General features: G+C 64.5%; 12 protein-coding genes. 6 read left to right on the top strand and 6 right to left on the bottom strand.

Going from position 1 to position 15,913, the window contains the following annotated elements; all coding sequences use genetic code 11:
• Positions 1–113 precede the first annotated feature (113 nt).
• From fusA to BTE28158_RS28640, 4 genes are all read right to left on the bottom strand, one after another.
• Positions 114–2,225 carry an elongation factor G gene (gene fusA / locus BTE28158_RS28625; RefSeq protein WP_124621530.1) on the bottom strand — a complete coding sequence of 704 codons (2,112 nt, stop codon included), beginning with the start codon at positions 2,223–2,225 and terminating at the stop codon, positions 114–116.
• Between the two features lie 227 nt (positions 2,226–2,452).
• The gene (locus BTE28158_RS28630; protein WP_059465624.1) at positions 2,453–2,953 is read right to left on the bottom strand and encodes a DUF192 domain-containing protein; all 501 of its coding nucleotides are present in this window, start codon (positions 2,951–2,953) and stop codon (positions 2,453–2,455) included.
• A gap of 160 nt (positions 2,954–3,113) precedes the next feature.
• Positions 3,114–3,326, bottom strand: coding sequence for a hypothetical protein (locus BTE28158_RS28635; RefSeq protein ID WP_072465376.1), 213 nt, complete (start codon positions 3,324–3,326; stop codon positions 3,114–3,116).
• A 281-nt stretch (positions 3,327–3,607) separates the two neighbouring features.
• Positions 3,608–4,186: a pseudouridine synthase gene (locus BTE28158_RS28640; RefSeq protein ID WP_151048332.1), complete on the bottom strand. Its 579-nt coding sequence runs from the start codon at positions 4,184–4,186 to the stop codon at positions 3,608–3,610.
• Positions 4,187–4,460: 274 nt separating this feature from the next.
• Between BTE28158_RS28640 and icd the strand changes: the two genes are divergently transcribed.
• Both icd and BTE28158_RS28650 read left to right on the top strand, forming a co-directional pair.
• Positions 4,461–5,717 (top strand): NADP-dependent isocitrate dehydrogenase, encoded by a 1,257-nt coding sequence (gene icd / locus BTE28158_RS28645; RefSeq protein WP_044845581.1) that lies wholly within the window; start codon positions 4,461–4,463, stop codon positions 5,715–5,717.
• Positions 5,718–5,997: 280 nt separating this feature from the next.
• Positions 5,998–8,226, top strand: a complete 2,229-nt coding sequence (locus tag BTE28158_RS28650; protein ID WP_124621534.1) for an NADP-dependent isocitrate dehydrogenase — start codon at positions 5,998–6,000, stop codon at positions 8,224–8,226.
• A 117-nt stretch (positions 8,227–8,343) separates the two neighbouring features.
• Here the strand turns inward: BTE28158_RS28650 and BTE28158_RS28655 are convergent, their stop codons facing one another.
• Positions 8,344–8,568, bottom strand: coding sequence for a hypothetical protein (locus tag BTE28158_RS28655; protein WP_006490888.1), 225 nt, complete (start codon positions 8,566–8,568; stop codon positions 8,344–8,346).
• Between the two features lie 697 nt (positions 8,569–9,265).
• On the opposite strand from BTE28158_RS28655, the gene BTE28158_RS28660 reads away from it, so the two are divergent.
• On the top strand, positions 9,266–10,864 hold the full coding sequence (locus tag BTE28158_RS28660; protein ID WP_151048331.1) for a multicopper oxidase family protein: 1,599 nt from the start codon (positions 9,266–9,268) through the stop codon (positions 10,862–10,864).
• Positions 10,865–11,043: 179 nt separating this feature from the next.
• On the opposite strand, the gene BTE28158_RS28665 is transcribed toward BTE28158_RS28660, so the two are convergent.
• Positions 11,044–11,247 (bottom strand): cold-shock protein, encoded by a 204-nt coding sequence (locus BTE28158_RS28665; RefSeq protein WP_004196460.1) that lies wholly within the window; start codon positions 11,245–11,247, stop codon positions 11,044–11,046.
• A gap of 547 nt (positions 11,248–11,794) precedes the next feature.
• On the opposite strand from BTE28158_RS28665, the gene clpS reads away from it, so the two are divergent.
• The 3 genes from clpS to BTE28158_RS28680 all read left to right on the top strand — a co-directional run bounded on the left by clpS (position 11,795) and on the right by BTE28158_RS28680 (position 15,889).
• Positions 11,795–12,109, top strand: a complete 315-nt coding sequence (clpS, locus tag BTE28158_RS28670; RefSeq protein WP_006398529.1) for an ATP-dependent Clp protease adapter ClpS — start codon at positions 11,795–11,797, stop codon at positions 12,107–12,109.
• Entirely contained in the window at positions 12,106–14,406 is a 2,301-nt protein-coding gene (gene clpA, locus BTE28158_RS28675; RefSeq protein ID WP_124621538.1) for an ATP-dependent Clp protease ATP-binding subunit ClpA, read from the top strand. The genes clpS and clpA overlap by 4 nt, the downstream gene beginning before the upstream one ends.
• 103 nt (positions 14,407–14,509) lie before the next feature.
• Positions 14,510–15,889 (top strand): amino acid permease, encoded by a 1,380-nt coding sequence (locus tag BTE28158_RS28680; RefSeq protein WP_151048330.1) that lies wholly within the window; start codon positions 14,510–14,512, stop codon positions 15,887–15,889.
• The last annotated feature ends 24 nt before the right edge of the window (positions 15,890–15,913 follow it).

The following is a 15,913-nucleotide window of genomic DNA, read 5'->3' on the forward strand; positions in this document are numbered from 1 at the left end:
AAGCGGCGTCGGGGCGTCGGCCATCCGCCGTGCTGCGCTGGACGGATGAAAAAAAGCCCGTCCGGAACCGGACGGGCCTGAGGTCTGCGCGCAGCTGGGCGCGCACCCCGCGCTTACTTCACTTTCGCGTTGATCACGCCTTCCGACACGTTCGCCGGCGTTTCAGCGTAATGCTTGAACTCCATCGTGTACGTCGCACGACCTTGCGTCGCCGAGCGCAGCGACGTCGAATAGCCGAACATCTCGGCGAGCGGCACTTCGGCGCGCACCAGCTTGCCGCCGCCGCCCGCGATGTCCTCCATCCCCTGCACGATGCCGCGCCGGCTCGACAGGTCGCCCATCACGTTGCCCATGAAATCCTCCGGCGTCTCGACCTCGACCGCCATCATCGGCTCGAGCAGCACCGGCTTCGCGCGACGCATCGCTTCCTTGAACGCCATCGAGCCGGCCATCCGGAACGCGTTTTCGTTCGAGTCGACGTCGTGGTACGAGCCGAACGTCAGGTGCACCTTCACGTCGACGACCGGGTAGCCCGCGAGCACGCCGCTCTTGAGCGTTTCGGTGATGCCCTTGTCGACGGCCGGGATGAATTCGCGCGGAATCACGCCGCCCTTGATCTCGTCGAGGAACTCGTAGCCCTTGCCGGGGTTCGGCTCCAGCGTGATCACCGCATGCCCGTACTGGCCGCGCCCGCCCGACTGCTTGACGAACTTGCCTTCGACATCGGAGGCCGTCGTGCGCACCGTTTCGCGATACGCGACCTGCGGCTTGCCGACCGTGGCCTCGACGCCGAACTCGCGCTTCATCCGGTCGACCAGGATTTCGAGGTGCAGCTCGCCCATCCCCGAGATGATCGTCTGACCGGATTCCTCGTCGGTCTGCACGCGGAACGACGGATCTTCCTGCGCGAGACGGTTCAGCGCGAGGCCCATCTTTTCCTGGTCGGCCTTCGTCTTCGGCTCGACGGCCTGCGAGATCACCGGCTCCGGGAATTCCATCTTCTCGAGGATGATCGGCTTGGCCGGATCGCACAGCGTGTCGCCCGTCGTCGCTTCCTTCAGGCCGACCGCCGCCGCGATGTCGCCCGCGCGCACTTCCTTGATTTCCTTGCGCTCGTTCGCGTGCATCTGCAGGATCCGGCCGAGCCGCTCCTTCTTGTCCTTCGTCGCGTTCAGCACCGTGTCGCCCGATTCGACGACGCCCGAATACACACGGAAGAAGATCAACTGGCCGACGAACGGGTCGGTCATGATCTTGAACGCGAGCGACGAGAACGGCTCGTCGTCGCTCGGGTGACGTTCCGCCGGCTTTTCGGGATCGTGGAAGTCGTGACCGAGGATCGCGGGCACGTCGACCGGCGACGGCAGGTAGTCGATCACCGCGTCGAGCATCGCCTGCACGCCCTTGTTCTTGAACGCGCTGCCGCACAGCATCGGCACGATCTCGTTCGCGATCGTGCGCTGGCGCAGCGCGGCCTTGATCTCGTCCTCGGTCAGCGATTCATGGTCGTGCAGGTACTTCTCGAGCAGTTCCTCGCTGGCTTCCGCGGCGGCTTCGACCATCTTCTCGCGCCATTCGTGCGCGAGCTCGACGAGATTCGCCGGGATCTCCTCGTACGTGAACTTCACGCCCTGGCTTTCGTCGTCCCATACGATCGCCTTCATCTTCACGAGATCGACGACACCCTGGAAATGATCTTCCGCACCGATCGGAATCTGGATCGGCACGGCGACGCCCTTCAGGCGCTCGCCGATCTGGCGCTGCACGCGGAAGAAGTCCGCGCCGACGCGGTCCATCTTGTTGACGAACGCGATGCGCGGCACCTTGTACTTGTTCGCCTGGCGCCACACGGTTTCGGATTGCGGCTGCACGCCGCCAACCGAGTCGTAGACCATGCACGCACCGTCGAGCACGCGCATCGAGCGCTCGACCTCGATCGTGAAGTCGACGTGCCCGGGGGTGTCGATGATGTTGATCCGGTGTTCAGGATAGTTGCCGGCCATGCCCTTCCAGAAGGCCGTGGTCGCGGCCGACGTGATCGTGATGCCGCGTTCCTGCTCCTGCTCCATCCAGTCCATCGTGGCCGCGCCGTCGTGCACTTCACCGATCTTGTGGCTCACGCCGGTGTAAAACAGGATGCGCTCGGTCGTCGTGGTCTTGCCGGCATCGATGTGAGCGCTGATCCCGATATTGCGATAGCGCTCGATGGGGGTTTTGCGGGGCACGTGAACCTCCTGGTGGTTCGGATCGTAAGCGGGCCGGCTGCACCGGCCCGGGCTGAAACAAGCGAGATTTAAAGCATAGCGCTTGTCCGAGGCTTTTGCAGATGCGGGCAGCGTTGGCCGAATCAAGGCGCGCGTCGCCATCGGCCGGCGAAAAAAAACCGGCGCCCAACAACGAATGATGGGCGGCCGGCTTCGGTCGACGTGCGGCGGCGCCGCGGCAACGGCCGTTACTGGGCCTTGGGCAGGCCTTCGAGCTTCATGCCCGGCTTGATGCCCTTCGCCGCGAACCAGCCCTTGCTCATTTCGAGCGCGTAGACGCCGTTGTTGCGCGGGCAGTGGTTGTCGGTCGTCTCGGCCTTCATCTCGTCGATGTCGGTGATCGTGCCGTCCGCGCGGATGAACGCGATCGACAGCGGGATCAGCGTGTTCTTCATCCAGAAGCAGTGCACGGCGTTCTCGTTGAACACGAACAGCATGCCTTCGTTCGGTGCGAGCTGCGACCGGTACATCAGCCCCTGTTCGCGGTCGGCGTCGTTCGCGGCGACGGCCGCGTCGATCACGTACATGCCGGCGCGCAGCTTCGCGCGCGGGAACTCGCTCGGCTGCTTGGCGCCGGGCGGCATCTGCGCGTGGGCGGTCTGCATGCCGAGCGCGAGGACGGCGAGCGCGGCGGGAAACACGGCGGCGCGCGCAAGGCGGCCGAGCGACGAGCGCAGGGAGAATCGCACAGCAGGGCTCCTATCGGGAAAACGAGACCCGCATGGTACGCGAAGCGCGCCGGCGGGCACAAAAAAGAAAAAGGCAGATCGCCTCGCGGTGATCTGCCTTTCAACGCCGTAAGAACGGCAAGACTGCGTGTTCTTGACTGCGTTATTACAGCTTGCTTACTTAGTTCGAAGCAGCTGCCGGTGCTTCGGCTTCGCTAGCTGCCTTCTTAGCTGCGTGGTGCTTCTTCTTTGCGTGGTGCTTCTTGGCAGCGTGCTTTGCCGGTGCCGAAGCAGCTGCCGGAGCAGCAGCCGAAGCAGCTTCCGGAGCCGAAGCTTGTGCGAAAGCTGCCGTTGCGAAGAGGCCAGCGACCAGAGCGGCGATCAGTTTGTTCATGTTGTGTTCCTCAGCTTTAGTTAATTAACCAAATGACCCGGCAATAGGAGTCATGTCGTCTAACGGTGCCATCCACCTTTCGGTTGACAGACGCTTCGAGAAATTTCTCATTGCGCTGCGGGCGCCGAATCGTATTCGATAAAAACGTCGCTTTCGTGACGCAAACACGGGTTCGGCTGCCAATGCCGGATAGCTAAGGTTGGCATCTGCGTGGTTTAACGCGCGATCTTCGCAGGCGGTTGACGAAAAAGATGACGAAAAATTCGCGCGTCCGGAATGTGTCATTCTGCGCGTGCGAAACCGTCCCACGGGGCGCGCGGTGGGAGCGCGATTGTTTCGCCCGGTGCAATGCCGAGCGCGAATATGTCGAGCGCGCCGATGCCGACGCGCACGAGACGCAACGTCGGGAAGCCGATAGCGGAAGTCATCCGCCGCACCTGCCGGTTCTTGCCTTCGGTGATCGCAAGTTCGATCCACGTGGTCGGGATCGCGGCGCGATAGCGGATCGGCGGATTGCGCGGCCACAGCGTGTCCGGCGGTTCGATGAATTCTGCGCGGCACGGGCGCGTCACGTAGTCGCCGAGATCGACGCCGCGCGCGAGCGCCTTCAGGTCGGCCGGGCCCGGCGCACCGTCGACCTGCGCCCAGTAGCGCTTGACGAGCTTGTGGCGTGGTTCGGCGATGCGCGCCTGCAGCGCGCCGTCGTCGGTGAGCAGCAGCAGGCCCTCGCTGTCCGCGTCGAGCCGGCCGGCCGGGTAGACGCCGGGTGCTTTTACCCAGTCGCCGAGCGACGGCCGCGTCTCGTGCGCGGAAAACTGGCAAATCGTGCCGAACGGCTTGTTGAGGGCGATCAGGGTCATGGCGGGCGTCCGCCCGGCGTGCCGCGGCGGAAGCGGGACGGGCGGTCTATGGCAAATGGCGGAATCTTAATGCATAATACGGAACGGCAAGTCCTCTGTCTTATATAAGACATAAGGGAAGACTTGATACGCAGCGTCGCGCTTCGTGCCGCCGGCCCCGGTTGGGGCGCTAGAATAGCGCTCGCTGTTGCCGTCACGAGGGTGGCAGGGCCACCTCGCCGCGCGCGCAGTTTCGACCAGCATCACCTGCTCAGCCACGTCACTGGAGTCGATCATGCCGTATCAGCACATCAAGGTTCCGGAGGGCGGTGACAAGATCACCGTCAACAAGGACTTCTCGCTCAATGTTTCCGATCAGCCGATCATTCCCTATATCGAAGGCGACGGTACGGGCTTCGATATCACGCCGGTGATGATCAAGGTCGTCGATGCGGCGGTCGCGCATGCCTACAAGGGCAAGCGCAAGATCCACTGGATGGAGATCTTCGCGGGCGAGAAGGCGACGAAGGTGTACGGTCCGGACGTGTGGCTGCCGGACGAAACGCTGCAGGTGCTGAAGGAATACGTGGTGTCGATCAAGGGGCCGCTGACGACCCCGGTCGGCGGCGGCATCCGTTCGCTGAACGTCGCGCTGCGCCAGGAGCTCGACCTCTACGTGTGCCTGCGCCCGGTCCAGTATTTCAAGGGCGTGCCGTCGCCGGTGCGCGAGCCGCAAAAGATCGACATGGTGATCTTCCGCGAGAACTCGGAAGACATCTACGCGGGCATCGAATGGGCCGCGGGCTCCGAGCAGGCGAAGAAAGTCATCAAGTTCCTGCAGGAAGAAATGGGCGTGAAGAAGATCCGCTTCCCGGAAACCTCGGGGATCGGCGTCAAGCCCGTGTCGACCGAAGGCACCGAGCGTCTCGTGCGCAAGGCGATCCAGTATGCGATCGACAACGATCGCAAGTCGGTCACGCTGGTGCACAAGGGCAACATCATGAAGTTCACGGAAGGCTTGTTCCGTGACGCCGGCTATGCGCTCGCGCAGAAGGAATTCGGCGGCGAGCTGATCGACGGCGGCCCGTGGATGCGCGTGAAGAACCCGAAGACGGGCAACGAGATCGTCATCAAGGATTCGATCGCCGACGCGTTCCTGCAGCAGATCCTGCTGCGTCCGGCCGAATACGACGTGATCGCGACGCTGAACCTGAACGGCGACTACATCTCCGACGCGCTGGCCGCTCAGGTCGGCGGCATCGGGATCGCGCCGGGCGCGAACCTGTCTGATTCGGTCGCGATGTTCGAGGCGACCCACGGCACGGCACCGAAGTACGCGGGCAAGGATTACGTGAACCCCGGTTCCGAGATCCTGTCGGCGGAAATGATGCTGCGCCACCTCGGCTGGACGGAAGCGGCCGACACGATCATCGCCGCGATGGAGAAGTCGATCCTGCAGAAGCGCGTCACGTACGACTTCGCGCGCCTGATGGAAGGCGCGACGCAGGTGTCGTGCTCCGGCTTCGGCGAAGTGCTGATCGAGAACATGTAAGTCCCCTTCCGGGGCGGGCCGGCGGATAGCCGGCAGCCCCGGCGCCTACTGCCGGCGCCGGGGCGTTTCATGAACGGCAGGTTTGTTGGCAGGGCGGTCCGGCATGCGGGCCGCGGCGCCGCGATGCGGCCCGCATGCCCTGCAAGGTAGAACATGACGGCCCTCGCAACACCACCGCCCGGCTAGCCGGCACGCCCCTTTCGCGATCGACCCGGTCGCTCCCCGCCGATTACCGTCGGCGCCCCTCAGTCCCAAATTTTCACGTAGCAACGCATCGACCATGTCCACTTCGCCCAAGATCATCTACACCCTCACCGACGAAGCGCCGGCGCTCGCGACCTATTCGCTGCTGCCGATCGTCAAGGCCTTCACGCGCTCGTCGGGCGTCGCCGTCGAAACGCGCGACATCTCGCTCGCCGGCCGCATCATCGCGGCATTCGCCGACGTCCTGCCGCCGGAGCAGAAGGGTTCCGACGATCTGGCCGAACTGGGCCAGCTCACGCTGAAGCCGGAAGCGAACATCATCAAGCTGCCGAACATCAGCGCATCGGTGCCGCAGCTCAAGGCCGCGATCGCCGAACTGCAGGCGCAGGGCTACAAGCTGCCGGCGTACCCGGAAGAGCCGTCGACCGACGAAGAGAAGGCCGTCAAGGCCCGCTACGACAAGATCAAGGGCAGCGCGGTGAACCCGGTGCTGCGCGAAGGCAACTCCGACCGTCGCGCGCCGCTGTCGGTCAAGAACTACGCACGCAAGCACCCGCACAAGATGGGCGCATGGAAGGCCACGTCGAAGGCGCACGTCGCGCACATGAGCGAAGGCGACTTCTACGGCAGCGAGAAGTCGGCGCTGATCGCCGATGCCGGCAGCGTGAAGATCGAACTCACGACGGCCGACGGCGTGAAGAAGGTGCTGAAGGAAAAGACGGCCGTGAAGGCCGGTGAAGTCATCGATGCATCGGTGATGAGCCGCAAGGCGCTGCGCAGCTTCATCGAAGCGCAGATCGCCGACGCGAAGGCGCAGGACGTGCTGTTTTCGGTGCACCTGAAGGCGACCATGATGAAGGTCTCGGACCCGGTCCTGTTCGGTCACTTCGTGTCGGTGTTCTACCGCGACGTGCTCGCGAAGCACGCGGAGGTGCTGGCGCAGGTCGGCTTCAACCCGAACAACGGCATCGGCGACCTGTACGCGCGCCTGAAGGACCTGCCGGCCGACACGCGCGAAGCGATCGAAGCCGACGTCAAGGCCGAATACGCAGTGCGTCCGCGCCTCGCGATGGTCAACTCGGACAAGGGCATCACGAACCTGCACGTGCCGAGCGACGTGATCGTCGACGCATCGATGCCGGCGATGATCCGCGAGTCGGGCTGCATGTGGGGCCCGGACGGCGAACTGTACGACGCGAAGGCCGTGATTCCGGACCGCTGCTACGCGGGTGTCTATCAGGCCGTGATCGAGGACTGCAAGCAGCACGGCGCATTCGACCCGGTCACGATGGGCAGCGTGCCGAACGTCGGCCTGATGGCGCAGGCGGCCGAGGAATACGGTTCGCATGACAAGACGTTCCAGATTCCGGCCGACGGCGTCGTGCGCGTCACGGACGAAGCCGGCAACGTGCTGCTCGAGCACGCGGTCGAGTCGGGCGACATCTGGCGCATGTGCCAGACGAAGGACGCGCCGGTGCAGGACTGGGTCAAGCTCGCGGTGAACCGCGCCCGCGCGACCGGCGTGCCGGCCGTGTTCTGGCTCGATCCGGCACGTGCGCACGACGCGCAGATCATCGCGAAGGTCGAACGCTACCTGAAGGATCACGACACGAATGGCCTCGACATCCGCATCATGACGCCGGAAGATGCGACGCGTTTCTCGCTCGAGCGCATCCGCGCGGGCAAGGACACGATCTCGGTCACGGGCAACGTGCTGCGCGACTACCTGACCGACCTGTTCCCGATCATGGAACTCGGCACCAGCGCGAAGATGCTGTCCATCGTGCCGCTGATGGCCGGCGGCGGGATGTTCGAAACGGGCGCGGGCGGCTCGGCACCGAAGCACGTGCAGCAGTTCGTCGAGGAAGGCTTCCTGCGCTGGGATTCGCTCGGCGAATTCCTCGCGCTGGCCGCGTCGCTCGAACACCTCGGCAACGCGTACCAGAACCCGAAGGCGCTCGTGCTCGCGAAGACGCTCGACCAGGCGACCGGCAAGTTCCTGGACGAGAACAAATCGCCGGCGCGCAAGGTCGGCGGCCTCGACAATCGCGGCAGCCACTTCTATCTGTGCCTTTACTGGGCGCAGGCGCTGGCCGAGCAGACCGAGGATGCCGCGCTGAAGGCGCAGTTCGAAGGCGTCGCGAAGTCGCTGTCCGACAGCGAAGCGCGCATCCTGGAAGAACTGTCGGCCGCGCAGGGCACCGCGCAGGCGATCGGCGGCTACTACCGTCCGAACGTCGAGCTGACGAGCCGGGCGATGCGCCCGAGCGCAACGCTGAACGGCATCGTCGACGCAGTCGCCTGACGCAGGCCGCGCTCCCGCGCGCGCCACGGCAACGGCAGCGGCCGATGCGGCTCGCTGTTCCGCCGAACATGAAAACGCCCCGGTCACCCGGGGCGTTTTTCGTTGCCGGCGTGCCATTCAGACGTGAACGATTTCCCACTCCGCGATTTCGTGCGGCACTTCGAGCGTGGCCGTATCCAGTTCGGACAATTGCTCGCAATCGCCGCGGGAGATGTGGTCGGCCGCCACTTCCGGGCACGAGAACGCGCCGAGCAGGGCGTTGCCGAACGTCGCTTCCCAGCCGCCGTTACCCGGCAGGATATAGAACGACCCGAGCGCTGAACCAAAGCGAAATCCCTTCATTTCCGTTCTCCCTTTCTGATCACAAGCGATTCTGTTGTGCCGCCCGCCGGCTCGTCCGGCTGTGGCCCGACTGGCTGCTTGCGCCGGGGTCCATATCGACCGTCGTGGCGAAGCGTCAGTGCATGGAACAAAGTCTACGTCCGGGGCGGCGCCCGATGGTGCGCGTAGAGCGCTTTCTCGAAACAAAAAATCTCTCGTAAAAACAGAGGCTTATTGCGCGCGTTTTGTATCGCGGAACGTTTTTTGGCATCGCGAAACAGCGAATTTGTGCCATGCACCACGAATTTTTATAACGCAGTGACTTATTCCGCATCGTGAAAAATTGGCGGGTTCATGCGTGGGTGCCGCGCGGCATGCCGATCGCGGGATGAGCGGCAGGGGCGAACTGTCTCGACCGGGCGTGGCGAAAGCGGTCGGCGAAGGCCGGCGGTCGGCTCCAATTGCGATGAATGCGGCGAGGTGCCGCAGCACCCGGCGACGATCGAAAACGCTCGATGATCGCAAGCCGGTCCGTTCGTCCGACCGGTCGCCCTGCGTTGTATCGACGCTCGTCCGCTGCTTCCGTGCCTCAGCCGGGGGCTGCGGTTATGATGACGCGGGCATCAGGATTCGCGTCGCGCACGAGCGCTTCTCCGTGCCCGCCGGCGCGAGTGTCGCGACGGCGGCGCGACGCAGCATGAATAACGAGGAACGATTGATGATACGGAGAACCTTCCTGTCGCACGCCATCGGCGTCGCGGCGGCATCGCTGTTTGCGCGCACCGCCTGGGCGCAGCATGCCAACCATGCGGGCATGGCAGGCATGGATCAGATGGACGACATGCCGGGCATGTCAGGGATGGCAGACCACGCGCAACACGCGAAATCGGCGCCGGCTGCGCTCGCGGCGGCCGATGCGCTGCCGGCCGGCGCGCCGCTCGCGTCGCTGCGCACGCTTGCGAACGAAAGCCGCGAGCCGGGCACGTTCCGCGCGACGTTGGTCGCCCAGCCGGTCGCGCGTCCGATGTTGCACGGTGCGCGTCCGACGACGTTCTGGCAGTTCGGCGCGGGCACGCAAGGGCCGGTGGTCGGCTCGCTGATCGACGTGCGCGAGGGCGACACGGTCGAAATCCGCTTCGTGAACAAGCTGCCGCAGCCGTCGACGATCCACTGGCACGGCCTGCCGGTGCCGCCCGACCAGGACGGCAACCCGTCCGATCCCGTCGCGCCGGGCGCGTCGCGCGTGTATCGCTTCACGCTGCCGAAGGGGAGCGCCGGCACGTACTGGTATCACCCGCATCCGCACATGATGACCGCCGAGCAGGTGTTCCGCGGGCTGGCCGGCCCGTTCGTCGTGCGTGCCGCCGACGATCCGCTCGCCGGCTGGCCCGAGCGCAACCTGTTCGTGTCCGACCTGAAACTCGCGCGCGACGGCACGATCCCGCCGAACGACATGATGGACTGGATGAACGGCCGCGAAGGCCAGTTCGTGCTGGTCAACGGTGCGCGCCGGCCGCGGATCGACGTCTCGGGCGACGAGCGCTGGCGCGTGTGGAACGCGTGCAGCGCGCGCTACCTGCGCATTGCGTTCGACGACGGCCGCGCGTTCGAGCAGGTCGGCACCGACGGCGGGCTGTTCGATGCGCCGCGCCGCGTGACGTCGCTGCTGCTCGCGCCGGGCGAGCGTGCGGAACTGCTGGTGCGCGCCGGCGATCGCGCGTCACACGCGGTGCTGCAGGCTGCCGAATACGACCGCCGCAAGATGGCGATGTCGCACGACGGCGGCCACGGCAGCCTGCCGCCCGATCCGGCGCTGCCGCTCGCCGACGTCACGTTCGCACCGGCCGCCGCCCGTGCGCTGCCGGCCACGCTGCGCGCGGTGCCCGCCCTCGGCGAACCGGTCGCGCACAAGGAAGTCGCGTTCGGCGAAGAGATGGACATGGACGCGATGATGAACAGCCCGGCGCATGGTCGCCCGGCCGGGATGCGCTTCACGATCAACGGCGCGACCTACGCGCCGCACCGTGCGACGCTGACGAGCCGCCGAGGCGACGTCGAACGCTGGGCGATTCGCAACGCCACCGACATGGATCACCCGTTCCATTTGCACGGCACGCAATTCCAGGTGATCGAGCGCGCATCGGGCGGCACGCGCACGAGCGAACCATTCCGCGCGTGGCGCGACACCGTGAACGTGCGCAGCGGCGAGACCGTGACGATACTCGTCATGCAGGACATGCCCGGCGAGCGCATGCTTCACTGCCATATTCTCGAACACGAGGATCTCGGCATGATGGGCACGCTGAAGGTCGTGTAACGAGTATTGAATATGTTTCACGCGTATGTCGGCATTCGATTTGCGCGTGAAACAGGACAATGCATGTTCAATTATCGGGATTGAACGAAAAGGCCTGCCAATCGAATTAACGCGTGGCTGGTCTGAAAAAAAAGAAACCCGGCGCAATGCCGGGTTTCTTCGTCTGATATCCGGTGCCTTTACGCGGCCTGGATGTTCGACGCTTGCTTGCCCTTCGGCCCTTGAACGACCTCGAAGCTCACCTTCTGGCCTTCCTTCAGGGTCTTGAAGCCCTGCATGTTGATGGCCGAGAAGTGCGCAAACAGATCTTCACCGCCCTCGTCGGGAGTGATGAAACCGAAGCCCTTCGCGTCGTTGAACCACTTAACGATACCAGTTGCCATTTTCCTACTTCCCCTGTCACACAGTCGCTGCTACTTACCACGAGCACGCTCGAAAAGCTAAACGACCGGAAAATACAGCCGTTCCCCCCTCACAAGCTCACCTTCGGCCTCTTTCATTTCGCCAACCGACGAGTTGAAAAAAGTGCCAGCTTGATTGTTGGCGCTCTTTATTTGAGTGTCAAGCGGAATTTTTAGACGGTTAGAGGGCCGTTGTAAAGAACCCATTTTCAGGGTTTTTCCGGCTTTGCTTTGCAGCATGCCGCCGAGCGCGCGGACTTGAAAAGTCGCATAATCGGCTCATATACCAGGCTCGAGTGACACGCGATCGAGTCGTCCCGGCTTGTGGGATACTGGATGCGGATGCGACGTCCGGTGCGGTTTCCCCCTGACGGTTCGTGTTCCGCGCCAAGCGTGAAAGCCGGCACCGCAGCCGGCTTTCGTATGGTGCGAAGACGATCGCGAGTCGTCGGGAACCAGGGAGGGCGCCGGCCGGTCGGTCGGGTAATGGCAGGATTGCGGGCCTGTCCGAGTTGTTTAGAATGGGTGTATGGCGATTATCCCGGACAAGCAGGACAGCACCGTCCTGGAACGCAAGCAGCAGAAGCTCAAGCCGCCTTCGATGTACAAGGTGGTGCTGCTGAACGACGACTTCACGCCGATGGAGTTCGTCGTGATGGTCGTACAGGAGTATTTCAAGAAGGATCGCGAGACGGCCACGCAGATCATGCTGAAGGTCCATCGTGAAGGGCGAGGGGTATGTGGGGTCTATACGCGGGACATCGCGTCGACCAAGGTTGAGCAAGTCGTTACCCATGCGCGGCAGGCCGGGCATCCGCTGCAGTGCGTGATGGAGGAAGCATGATTGCCCAGGAATTGGAAGTCAGCCTGCACATGGCGTTCATGGAAGCACGCCAGGCGCGCCATGAGTTCATTACGGTCGAGCATCTGTTGCTGGCCCTGCTGGATAATCCGACGGCAGCCGAGGTGTTGCGCGCGTGTGCGGCCAACATCGAGGACTTGCGTCAGAACCTGCGCAATTTCATCCACGACAACACACCTACCGTCCCGGGCACCGACGATGTCGATACCCAGCCGACGCTCGGTTTCCAGCGCGTGATCCAGCGCGCGATCATGCACGTCCAGTCGACGTCGAATGGCAAGAAGGAAGTCACCGGCGCGAACGTGCTGGTCGCGATCTTCGGCGAGAAGGACTCGCACGCCGTCTATTACCTGCAGCAGCAGGGCGTCACGCGCCTGGACGTCGTGAACTTCATTTCGCACGGCATCGCGAAGACGAACGGCGGCGAAGCCGCGAAGTCGACCGACGCGAACGCGGAAAGCGAAGACGCGAACGCGCAGAAGGAAACCCCGCTCGCGCAGTTCACGCAGAACCTGAACCAGATGGCGAAGGACGGCCGCATCGATCCGCTGATCGGCCGCGAGCCGGAGGTCGAGCGCGTCGTGCAGGTGCTGTGCCGTCGCCGCAAGAACAATCCGCTGCTCGTCGGCGAAGCCGGCGTCGGCAAGACCGCGATCGCCGAAGGGCTCGCCTATCGCATCACGCGCGGTGAAGTGCCGGACATCCTCGCGAACGCGCAGGTGTATTCGCTCGACATGGGCGCGCTGCTCGCGGGCACCAAGTATCGCGGCGACTTCGAGCAGCGTCTGAAGACGGTGCTGAAGGAGCTGAAGGAACGGCCGCACGCGATCCTGTTCATCGACGAAATTCACACGCTGATCGGCGCGGGCGCCGCTTCGGGCGGCACGCTCGACGCATCGAACCTGCTGAAGCCGGCGCTGTCGTCGGGCACGCTCAAGTGCATCGGCGCGACCACGTTCACCGAATATCGCGGCATCTTCGAAAAGGACGCGGCGCTGTCGCGGCGCTTCCAGAAGGTCGACGTGACGGAGCCGACCGTCGAGCAGACGGTCGCGATCCTGCGCGGGCTGAAGTCGCGGTTCGAGGAGCATCACGGCGTCAAGTATTCGTCGGGTGCACTGTCGGCCGCGGCCGAGCTGTCGGCACGCTTCATCACCGACCGTCACCTGCCGGACAAGGCGATCGACGTGATCGACGAAGCGGGCGCCGCGCAGCGCATCCTGCCGAAGTCGAAGCAAAAGAAGACGATCGGCAAGAGCGAGATCGAGGAAATCATCTCGAAGATCGCGCGCGTGCCGGCGCAGAGCGTGTCGCAGGACGATCGCAGCAAGCTGCAGACGCTCGATCGCGACCTGAAGAGCGTCGTGTTCGGCCAGGATCCGGCGATCGACGCGCTCGCTGCGTCGATCAAGATGGCGCGAGCCGGTCTCGGCAAGATGGACAAGCCGATCGGCGCGTTCCTGTTCTCCGGCCCGACGGGCGTCGGCAAGACCGAAGTGGCGCGCCAGCTTGCGTTCACGCTCGGCATCGAGCTGATCCGCTTCGACATGTCGGAATACATGGAGCGTCACGCGGTGAGCCGCCTGATCGGCGCGCCGCCGGGCTACGTCGGGTTCGACCAGGGTGGCCTGTTGACCGAAGCCGTCACGAAGAAGCCGCACTGCGTGCTGCTGCTCGACGAGATCGAGAAGGCGCATCCGGACATCTTCAACGTGCTGCTGCAGGTGATGGACCACGGCACGCTGACGGACAACAACGGCCGCAAGGCGGATTTCCGCAACGTCATCATCATCATGACGACGAACGCGGGCGCCGAGTCGATGCAGAAGGCGACGATCGGCTTCACGACGCGCCGTGAAACGGGCGACGAGATGACCGACATCAAGCGCCTGTTCACGCCGGAGTTCCGCAACCGCCTGGATGCGATCATCAGCTTCCGCTCGCTCGATGAGGAAATCATCATGCGCGTGGTCGACAAGTTCCTGATCCAGCTCGAAGAGCAGCTGCACGAGAAGAAGGTCGACGCGCTCTTCACCGACGCGTTGCGCAAGCATCTCGCGAAGCACGGCTTCGACCCGCTGATGGGCGCGCGGCCGATGCAGCGGCTGATCCAGGACACGATCCGTCGCGCGCTGGCCGATGAACTGCTGTTCGGCAAGCTCGTCAATGGCGGTCACGTGACGGTCGACGTCGACGAAAACGACAAGGTGCAGCTGTCGTTCGACAAGCTGGCGAATCCGCCGCACAAGCCGAACGAAGAGACGGTCGAAGTCGAGTAAGCGATAATTCGTTGTTCATGCGAACGGCGCGGGAAGTTTTCCGCGCCGTTTCGTTTTATCTGGCGCCGGTGGCGCGATGGTGGTGCAGGGGAGTGGTAACGCGGTGACACAACAACAACGGTCGTTCGACAACATCGTCGCGCGCGAACAAGGGTTGCGCCATGCGCTGACGTCGGGGCAGATGGCGATGATCGCGATCGGCGGCGCGATCGGCACGGGGCTGTTCCTCGGCAGTGGGTTCGCGATCGGGCTCGCGGGCCCGAGCGTGCTGGTTTCGTACGCGATCGGCGCGCTGATCGCGCTGCTGCTGATGGGCGCGCTCGCGGAAATGACGGTCGCGCATCCGACGGCCGGCTCGTTCGGCGCGTACGCCGAGCACTACGTCGGCCCGCTCGCGGGCTTTCTCGTGCGCTATGCGTACTGGTTCGCGGTCGTGTTCGCGATCGGCACCGAAATCAGCGCGATCGCCGTCTTCATGAAGTACTGGTTCCCGGCCGTGCCCGGCTGGTACTGGGTGATCGGCTTCTCCGCGCTGCTGATCGCGGTGAATCTCGCGAGCGTCACGCTGTACGGCTCGGTCGAATATGCGTTCTCGCTGCTGAAGATCGCGGCGATCGTCGTGTTCATCGTGCTCGGGGCTTATTTCGTGTGGTCGGCGCCGACCGCATCGGGCATTGGCTTCGCGAACTACACCGCGCACGGCGGCTTCATGCCGAAGGGGCCGTGGGGCACCTGGGTCGCGGTGATCGTCGCGATCTTCAGCTACATGAGCATCGAGGCGGTCGCGATCGCGGCCGGCGAGGCGCGCGATCCGCAGCACGCGGTCACGCGCGCGTTCCGCTCGACGGTGTACCGCCTCGTGCTGTTCTACCTGCTCACGCTCGCGCTGATGCTCGCGATCGTGCCGTGGACGCAGGCCGGCACCGACGAGAGCCCGTTCGTGAAGGTGATGGCCGCAACGCACGTGCCGTATGCGGCCGGCGTAATCAACTTCGTGCTGCTGATCGCGGCGCTGTCGGCGATGAACAGCCAGCTCTACGTGACGACGCGGATGATGTTCAGCCTGTCGCGCGCGCGGCTCGCGCCGGCCGTGTTCGGCCGGCTCGGCAACAACGGCGTGCCGCGTGCGGCGCTGTGGATCTCGACCAGCGGCGTCGCGGTCGCGGCCGTGCTGGTCGCGCTGTCGCCGGATACCGCGTTCACCGTGATGATGGCGATCGCGATGTTCGGCGCGCTGTTCACGTGGCTGATGATCTTCGTCACGCACCTGCGTTTTCGCGCGCAATATCGCGGCCCGACGCTCCCGTTCCGGATGTGGGGGCACCCGTTCGGCAGCCTGCTCGGCGCCGGGCTCGTCGGCGCGATCCTGCTGACGACCGCGTTCACGCGCGAATTCCGGATGACGATGGTGGTCGGCGTCGTGTTCGTCGTGCTGCTGACGCTCGCGTATGCGCTGCACTACCGGCACGAACACGCACGCTGACGGTGCCCGCGCGGCCGCCTACGG

The organism is Burkholderia diffusa (assembly GCF_902499115.1).
GTDB classification, from domain to species: domain Bacteria; phylum Pseudomonadota; class Gammaproteobacteria; order Burkholderiales; family Burkholderiaceae; genus Burkholderia; species Burkholderia diffusa.